Genomic DNA, 486 nt, shown 5'->3' with positions numbered 1-486 from the left:
CAGCGGCAGATTCTTCTGCAACCGCAGCAAGCTCATCAGCATCTGCGGCAGATTCTTCAGCGAAAGCCGCAAGCTCTTCAGCTTCAGCAGCAGATAGCTCTGCAACCGCAGCAAGCTCTTCAGCATCAGCAGCAGACAGCTCAGCGACTGCAGCAAGCTCATCAGCATCAGCGGCAGATTCTTCAGCGACTGCAGCAAGCTCTTCAGCTTCAGCAGCCGATTCTTCAGCGACTGCAGCAAGCTCTTCTGCATCAGCGGCAGATTCTTCAGCAACTGCAGCAAGCTCTTCAGCTTCAGCGGCAGATTCTTCAGCGACTGCAGCAAGCTCTTCTGCATCAGCAGCAGATAGCTCAGCAACCGCTGCAAGCTCATCCGCTTCAGCAGCAGATAGCTCAGCAACCGCAGCAAGCTCTTCAGCTTCAGCAGCAAACAGCTCAGCGACAGCAGCAAGTTCTTCAGCTTCAGCGGCAGATAGCTCAGCAACCG

1 protein-coding gene is annotated in these 486 nt (G+C 55.1%); it reads right to left on the bottom strand.

From position 1 onward, the window contains the following. Positions 1-486, bottom strand: a 486-nt coding sequence (locus tag HMPREF2750_RS10040; RefSeq protein WP_186821569.1) for a hypothetical protein, incomplete at both ends; no start/stop codon positions are given.

Origin of the sequence: Haemophilus sp. HMSC066D02 (assembly GCF_001810545.1) — a bacterium.
Classification (GTDB): Bacteria; Pseudomonadota; Gammaproteobacteria; order Enterobacterales; family Pasteurellaceae; genus Haemophilus_D.
Note: the sequence above shows the minus strand (reverse complement) of the source record. Positions and strands in the feature narration are given on the sequence as shown.